This window comes from Micromonospora sp. KC207 (genome assembly GCF_004348615.1).
Lineage (GTDB): Bacteria > Actinomycetota > Actinomycetes > Mycobacteriales > Micromonosporaceae > Micromonospora.
This window is the reverse complement of the sequence record NZ_SMKJ01000326.1, coordinates 1-7,103: the sequence shown is the minus strand read 5'-3', so window position 1 is coordinate 7,103 and position 7,103 is coordinate 1. Positions and strand designations below refer to the sequence as shown.

Below are 7,103 nucleotides of genomic sequence, written 5' to 3'. Positions count from 1 at the left end.
GCCGGAGGAGATCGTCGTCGCGCTCGACGACGTGTCCGCCGTACCGGTGGGCTACCCCGAGCGCGACGGTTGAGCCGTCGTTCGGGCGGGCGGCACGGTCGGGCCGCTGCGGACGGGGCGGACGGGGTGGCGAACGGCCGCCGGGCTGGGCAGCATGGAACGCATGGACTACGAATACGCGCCGCTGCGGCTGCCCTCGAACGTCGACAGGCTGACCGCTGCGGCGCAGTTGGCGATCCAGGCGGAGTTCTCCGGTTGGGAGCTGGCCCGGGTGCGGCTGTACCGGGACGGCACGCGCCAGGTGGTGCTGCGCCGCCGCCGGGTGAACCAGCCCCAGCCCGGCCTGTCGTACTGACCCGGGTGACCGACGTACGCCGGTCACCCGGGCGGCCCGCCTCAGCCGCACGCCCCCGCCAGCCGGCCGGGCGGGCTCGTCTCGCGGTCGTTCAGACAACCGATCTGGTCGCCTGCCAGATGGCAAGGAGTCCGGGCAGCCACGGGGTGTACCGGTCGGGAAAGCTCGCCACATCGGCGGCGAGCTCCTCTGGCGGCATCCAGCGGATCTCGGCGATCTCGGCAGGATCGGGTTGGAGGTGCTGGTTGGCCGTGAGGGAGCCGACCAGCACGTGGTCATGTTCGTGTTCGACCCGCCCGGTGCCCGGGTCGTCGGCCCGGTAGCGGTGGACGCCGATTTCGGTCAGCGGTGGACCGGACACTCCCAGTTCCTCCCGGAGCCGTCTCGTGGCCGCGAACATGAGGTCGTCGCCGGGCGCGGGGTGTCCGCAGCAGGCGTTCGCCCAGAGTCCGGCGAAGCGCGTCTTCGAGGCGGCGCGCCGTTGTAACAGCAGCCTCCCGGCCGGATCGACAAGCAGGATGGAGAAGGCACGGTGGGCCAGACCGGGCACTCGGTGGGCTCGCGCCACGGTGCATGATCCGACCGCTGTTCCCGCCTGGTCCACCAGCTCTACGAGATGCTGTTCGCGGTCCGTCATCGGTGGTGTCAGACCCGGTCGGCGGCGATCAGGAGGTAGTGGAAGCTGCCCTCGCGGTACGCGGTCAGGAACGGGTCCTCGATCCCCGTCGCCACCGACGACTGAGCCCGTAGCTCCCAGTAGGGGATGGTGGCTGAGGTCAGGTCGATGACGTGGATGGGCACGAACCGGTTGGCGGCGAGCGCCTTGAAGTAGGAGCTCCGTGGGTGGATGTTGCAGGTGTAGTGCTCGTCGATCTGGCTGACCGCCTTGGACCGGCCGCCGGTGACGTCGTTGTAGCACCCGGTGATGCAGACGTAACGGCCGCCGAACGGCAGCAGCCGGGCGAACTCCGCATACAGCTCGAACAGATCGACGTACATGGTGGTCTCGTTGGTCCAGACGGCCTGGCGGGAGCCGGCTTCGAAGCCGGTGTCGAGCATGTTGCGGAAGTGAAACCGGACCTGGTCGGCGACCCTGCGGTCGGTCGCCTGCCGGTTGGCGAAGTCCACCTGGTACTCGGAGATGCTCACCCCGTCGACCTGACACCCGAAGCGCTGGTTCGCCATGAAGCTGGTGCCACCGCGTCCGGAGCCTGCGTCGAGCACCCGGTCGGACGGTGCGATCTCACCGAGATACGACAGGAGCATGTCCGCCTGTGCCGTCTCCAGCCGGTGCAGCTCGGCGATGATTCGCTCGTCGCGGGTCTGTTCCGGCCCGGCCAGCACGGACGGGTCGTAGTTTCCGATCCCGTAGTGGTGGTGGTAGAGGCCATCGATCTCACCCAGTCGCAGGTTGACCGGGTCCTGCTGGTTGGTGTTCCAGTAGGCTGCCACCGACTTCTGGTACTGGGTACGCAGTACCGGACTGCCGGCGGTGGGCGTCGTTGAGACGGTCATGCGGGGTCAGCTCCCTGTTGCTTGTGGTATCGGGCGGTCGTGGCGTGCCACTCACGGCTGCCGCCCAGCCAGGCCCAGGTGTCGGCCAGGAAGCGGCGCAGCATGGGTGAGCCGGTCAGGCTGAGCGTCACAGCATCGGCTACGAACTCGTGCATCAGCTCGTTGTGTATCTCGACGGTGCGGGTGATTCCCTCTTCCAGGGCGCAGTTGTGCTCCGCCGCGATGACGCGGGGCAGGTTGAAGTCGGTGTCCGACTCCTGGGCACCCGAGTAGATGTCGTTGAGCAGCACGGCGGCCAGCCCTGCCGTGGTGAACGCGCGGCGTACCAACGGGTGGAAGAACTCTTCGGGGGACAGTTCGTAGCCGGCGACCGCATCGACGAGGATCATGGGCGGCAGGTAGCTGTTCAGGTGCCGCTGGACCAGATACTCCCAGACCGGCGGGGTCCGCCGGTTGACGTGCCAGTCCGCCTCCTGGTTCCAGGCGACGAACAGGATCGACATCTGATGCTGGAAGCGGGCCAGTTGCGGCACCGAGACGTACCGGGACAGGTGCTGCATCGCGCTGCGGAACGCCGTGGCGATGGGCTCCTCACGCCGGTACTGGTCGAGCTGTGGTGCGTACCGGGCCGGCAACCTGGCCGGGTCCACGATCACGTGCAGCTTGGCCAGGCGCGACCCCACGATGGTGGGGTCGGCGCCCAGCGACACCTCGTCGACCATGTAGTCGTCGGCCGCCCATTCGGCCACCACACACTTCGTCGCGGCCAGCAGGCGGTCCGGGTCGCTCGTGGCAGGATGGGCGAGCATGATCAGGCGGCCGAAGTTCCCGGCCCGGAGCCGGTCGAGCCGGCCCGGGTAGATGCCGACCTGTTCCGCCCACTCGACCACCCGGTCGTTGACCTCCTCGCCCAGGGCCGGGTCGTCGCGGACCGGCCCCGGGCAGAACAGCTCTGGCCGGCCCCGGTCGGGGGCTGGCGGGACGGCTGCCGGCACCGAAGGCGGCGAGATCCGTAGCGCCGCAGTGCCGAGACCACTCGGCCCGTTCAGCCGCAGCGCCGGCCCGGTGACCCGGGTCAGCTCCGCAGGTGGGGCACCCACCATGTCGGACAGGATGGTCGCGGCCAGCCCGGTCAGCGTGCCGGCGCTGCCGGAATCGAGCGACGGGAGGAACACGGCGTTGCCCTAGTCGCCGTAGTGCGACAGCTGGACATCGTCGAGCACCCCGAGCGCGTCGGGAACCAGCACGGCGACCGAGAAGTAGGCGCTGACCAGGTACGACATGATGGCCTGCTCACTGATGCCCATGAACCGCACCGAGAGGCTCGGTGCGTACTCATCCGGGATGCCGGTCTGGTGCAGGCCGATCACGCCCTGGTCCTCTGCCCCGGTTCGCATGGCCAGGATCGACGTGGTGTGCGCGTCGGTGATCGGGATCTTCCCGCACGGGTAGATGGGGACGCCCCGCCAGGCTGGCACCGGCCGGCCGTTGACCTCCACCGGGTCCGGGTAGATCCCGCGCTTCGTGCACTCCCGGGAGAACGCGGCGATGGCCCGCGGATGGGCCAGGAACAGCCGGGTGCCACGCCGCATGGTGAGCAACTCGTCCATGTCGTCCGGGGTCGGCGGGCCGGTACGGGTGTGGATCCGCTGCCGGTAGTCGGCGTTGTGCAGCAGCCCGAACTCCGGGTTGTTCACCATCTCGTGTTCCTGCCGCTCCCGCAGGGCCTCAATGGTCAGCCGGAGCTGTTGCTCCAGCTGGTTCATCGGCTCGTTGTAGAGGTCGGCCACGCGGGTGTGCACCCGCAGCACGGTCTGCGCGACGGCCAGCTCGTACTCGCGTGGCGACAACTCGTAGTCCACGTAGGTGCCCGGCAGCGCCGGTTCGCCCCGGTGCCCCGAGACGAGCTCGATAGCCGCCTCGCCGTGCTTGTTCTGCGGCACCGCAGCGGCTGCCCGGAACCGCTCCACATGGGTCTGCAACGCCTCGGACCGGTCGAGCAACTCGGCGAAGGCCGTCCGGGGCAGCGCCAGCAACGTCACCGCCGTCTGCGCCTTGGCAGTGTAGTCCCAGATCGGTTCTGGCTCGACCAGCGCCCGGTCACCGAAAAACTCCCCGTCAGCGAGCACCCGCAGCTGCACCTGGTCGCCGTAGGCCCCTACGCCCTCGGCCCTGACCTTGCCGTGCACGATCAGGTAGAGGTTGTCAACGACCGAGCCGAACTCGGCGATGACCTGGCCCGGCTCGTAGTCCTGCCGGGTGAACCGGCCGGCCAGGTCACCCAACACGGACTGGTCGTCGAAACCACGCAACAGCCGCAGCTCGCCCAGCTCTGCCGGCACCACCCGCACGTCGGCGCCCGTATTGGTGAACGACACCCGGCCGTCCCCGAGGAAGTACGTCGCCCGCCGGTTCACCCGGTAGGTCCCGCTGGAGACCTGCACCCACGGCAACACGCGCAGCAGCCACCGTGAGCTGATCTCCTGCATCTGTGGCACGGACTTCGTCGTCGTCGCCAGATTCCGCGCCGCCGCCGTACTCAAGCTCAATCGATGCTGTGCCTGGCCCTCGGACTCAGGTACGAACGGAGCTGTCATGATCAACCCTTCGGTCTCACTGTCGACGACGGAACCGGCAACTGCGCCCGGCAGACGAGGCTCGACCTGTCGCCGCTTCCGACGTTCGGTCGAACACGGCGTGTAGATCTATCAGGAACGCAAAGCCATATCTAGTGGCAGATATCCGACATACGCCTGCACCAGGGCGGAAGCCGAACGACGTCCACTTGATGGGACGGTCCCCCTTGCGCGGCCCTGACCTCAACCCGATGATCGGTGCCTGGCGAGAATCCCGGTGTAGGTCGCCCCGGCCCAGTACCCCCAACTCCCGGGCGAGCGCGAGAGCAGGTTGACGCAAACGAGGGTGTCCAGATCAGCGTTGATGCTGAACTGGACACCCTCGTGACCGCACGCTACGTGCAACCAACCGGGCGGCACTGCCTGCGCTACGCGCGTTGGACACCTCCGCGGGAGGCTCCCCACCCGCCTAACCAGAACGCCTACGACAGGCCGAGGCGCACGGCCGGCCCTGCGCTCACGCGGGCGACGCGACACCGATCACCCGCGTTCCGTCCTGGTGGAAACAGCTAGTGGCGGCGCCCCGCGTGGTCGTGCTCCTCGTCGGCCACGTCGAGGAAGGGGTGCTCGTCGAGGCGGCCCACGAGGCGGTCGTCGGCGGCCGGCTGGAACGGGCCCACCGGGTCGTCGTCGTCGAACGACTCCAGGTCGACCGGGGTGCCGACCTCGCTGACCATCACCACCCCGTCGAGCGGCTCCAGCTCCGGTACGTCCAGGGCGGACAGCGACCCGTCGCCGCTCTGTAGCAGCTCCAGCACCGCCTCGCCGACGCCCTCGACGGGCTCGGGATCGTCCTCGGAGGGCGTGCCCTCGCGGCGGGCCACCTCGGCGACCCGGATAAGCGCGGCGACGCTGGGCACCCGGTAGTCGCGGCGCTGGCGCACCGAGATGACCCGCGGGTACGGGTCGGTCGCCTCGACACCCTCGGCCGCACCGAAGCGCTCGTCGGCCTCGTCGGGGTCGATGGACTCGACGTCCCAGGGTGTGACCTCGCCGAACGCGTCGAGTAGCTGCTCGTCGTAGGCGAACGAGGCGTTGTTCAGGGCAACGTACGCCCGCCAGACGTCGTCGTCGTCGATGCGGCCCTGGGCGGCGCGGACCGCGGTCAGATGGCGGCGGGCGGCGTCGATCACCCGCTCCAGGGCGGCGTCCAGCTCACCGTGCTGGTCGGTCATGTGCGTTCCCTTCGCGATGGGGGACGATCCGTGCCGGGCGGGATGGGGCGACGGACACGGTCAGCAATTCCGGAGGAAGCGGTCGAGAACCCGCACGCCGAACTGTAGTCCGTCCACCGGCACCCGCTCGTCGATGCCGTGGAACAGGCCGGAGAAGTTGAGGTCGGGCGGCAGCCGCAGCGGGGCGAAGCCGAAGCAGCGGATGCCGAGCTGGGAGAACGCCTTGGCGTCGGTACCGCCGGAGAGCATGTACGGCACGGGCCGGGCGCCCGGGTCCTCCGCGCGCAACGCCGCCGACATGGCGTCGACCAGGTCGCCGTCGAAGGTGGTCTCCAGGGCCGGCTGGCGGTGGATGTACTCGATTGCGATGTCCGGGCCGACCAGCTCGCGCAACTGCTGCTCCAGCAGCTCGGACTGGCCGGGCAGGCTGCGGCAGTCGATAGTGGCGGTGGCCCGGCCGGGGATGACGTTGTCCTTGTAGCCGGCGGCGAGCCGGGTCGGGTTGGCGGTGTTGCGGATGGTCGCGCCGATGATGTTGGCGATGGGGCCGAGCTTGGCGATGGCGGTCTCCGGGTCGTCCGGGTCGAGTTCGACGCCGAGCAGGTCGGAGACCTCTTCCAGGAAGGCACGCACGGTGTCGGTGACGACCACAGGGAAACGGTGCCGGCCGATGCGGGCCACGGCCTCGGCGAGGGCGGTGACCGCGTTGTCGTCGTGCACCATCGACCCGTGCCCGGGGCGGCCCCTGGCGTGCAGCCGCAGCCAGTCGATGCCCTTCTCGGCGGTCTCGATGAGGTAGAGCCGCTGCGACTCGTCGATGGTGTAGGAGAAGCCGCCGACCTCGCCGATCGCCTCGGTGCAGCCGTCGAAGGCGCCGCGGTGGTGCTGAGTGAGGTAGTGCGCGCCGTAGTCGCTGCCGGCCTCCTCGTCGGCGGTGAACGCCAGCACGATGTCGCGGGCGGGCCGGACGCCGGTGCGTCGCCAGTGCCGCACCACGGCCAGCACCATGGCGTCGAAGTCCTTCATGTCGATCGCGCCCCGGCCCCACAGGTAGCCGTCGCGGAGCTCACCGGAGAAGGGGTGCACCGTCCACTCGTCGGCGTCGGCGGGGACGACGTCGAGATGGCCGTGGACGAGCAGAGCGTCCCGGCCCGGGTCGGTGCCGGCGATGCGGGCGACGAGGCTGGCCCGGCCTGGGGCCGACTCGTGGAGCTGGGACTCGATGCCCACCTCGGCGAGCTTCTCGGCGACGTACTCGGCGGCGACTCGTTCCCCCGCGCTGGTGGCGTTGTCCCCGGTGTTGGTGGTGTCGATGCGCAGCAGGTCGCGGCAGAGGTCGACGACCTCGGCGGTGGGCTCGGGCGGGGCGGAGGCGGCGTCGCTCGTCATCGCTTCTTCATACCAGCCGCCCCAGGCGGGCAG

7 protein-coding genes are annotated in these 7,103 nt (G+C 69.6%); 1 reads left to right on the top strand and 6 read right to left on the bottom strand.

The window, feature by feature from the left end; all coding sequences use genetic code 11:
* Nucleotides 1–163 precede the first annotated feature (163 nt).
* Nucleotides 164–355: a DUF5703 family protein gene (locus tag E1258_RS28035; RefSeq protein ID WP_036378156.1), complete on the top strand. Its 192-nt coding sequence runs from the start codon at nucleotides 164–166 to the stop codon at nucleotides 353–355.
* A gap of 91 nt (nucleotides 356–446) precedes the next feature.
* Here E1258_RS28035 and idi read toward each other — a convergent pair whose 3' ends face one another.
* The 6 genes from idi to E1258_RS28005 form a co-directional block, all read right to left on the bottom strand.
* Nucleotides 447–992: an isopentenyl-diphosphate Delta-isomerase gene (idi, locus tag E1258_RS28030; RefSeq protein WP_243715739.1), complete on the bottom strand. Its 546-nt coding sequence runs from the start codon at nucleotides 990–992 to the stop codon at nucleotides 447–449.
* Between the two features lie 8 nt (nucleotides 993–1,000).
* The gene (locus E1258_RS28025) at nucleotides 1,001–1,870 is read right to left on the bottom strand and encodes a geranyl diphosphate 2-C-methyltransferase (protein WP_132406411.1); all 870 of its coding nucleotides are present in this window, start codon (nucleotides 1,868–1,870) and stop codon (nucleotides 1,001–1,003) included.
* On the bottom strand, nucleotides 1,867–3,045 hold the full coding sequence (locus E1258_RS28020) for a family 2 encapsulin nanocompartment cargo protein terpene cyclase (RefSeq protein ID WP_132406409.1): 1,179 nt from the start codon (nucleotides 3,043–3,045) through the stop codon (nucleotides 1,867–1,869). Before E1258_RS28020 ends, E1258_RS28025 begins: the two co-directional genes overlap by 4 nt.
* A 9-nt stretch (nucleotides 3,046–3,054) precedes the next feature.
* Complete coding sequence (locus E1258_RS28015) at nucleotides 3,055–4,467, bottom strand: family 2B encapsulin nanocompartment shell protein (protein ID WP_132406407.1); 1,413 nt, start codon at nucleotides 4,465–4,467, stop codon at nucleotides 3,055–3,057.
* Between the two features lie 548 nt (nucleotides 4,468–5,015).
* A complete protein-coding gene (locus E1258_RS28010) occupies nucleotides 5,016–5,681 on the bottom strand; it encodes a hypothetical protein (protein ID WP_132406405.1) in 666 nt (221 codons plus the stop codon).
* A 60-nt stretch (nucleotides 5,682–5,741) separates the two neighbouring features.
* A complete protein-coding gene (locus tag E1258_RS28005; RefSeq protein ID WP_132406403.1) occupies nucleotides 5,742–7,070 on the bottom strand; it encodes a M20/M25/M40 family metallo-hydrolase in 1,329 nt (442 codons plus the stop codon).
* Nucleotides 7,071–7,103: the final 33 nt, after the last annotated feature.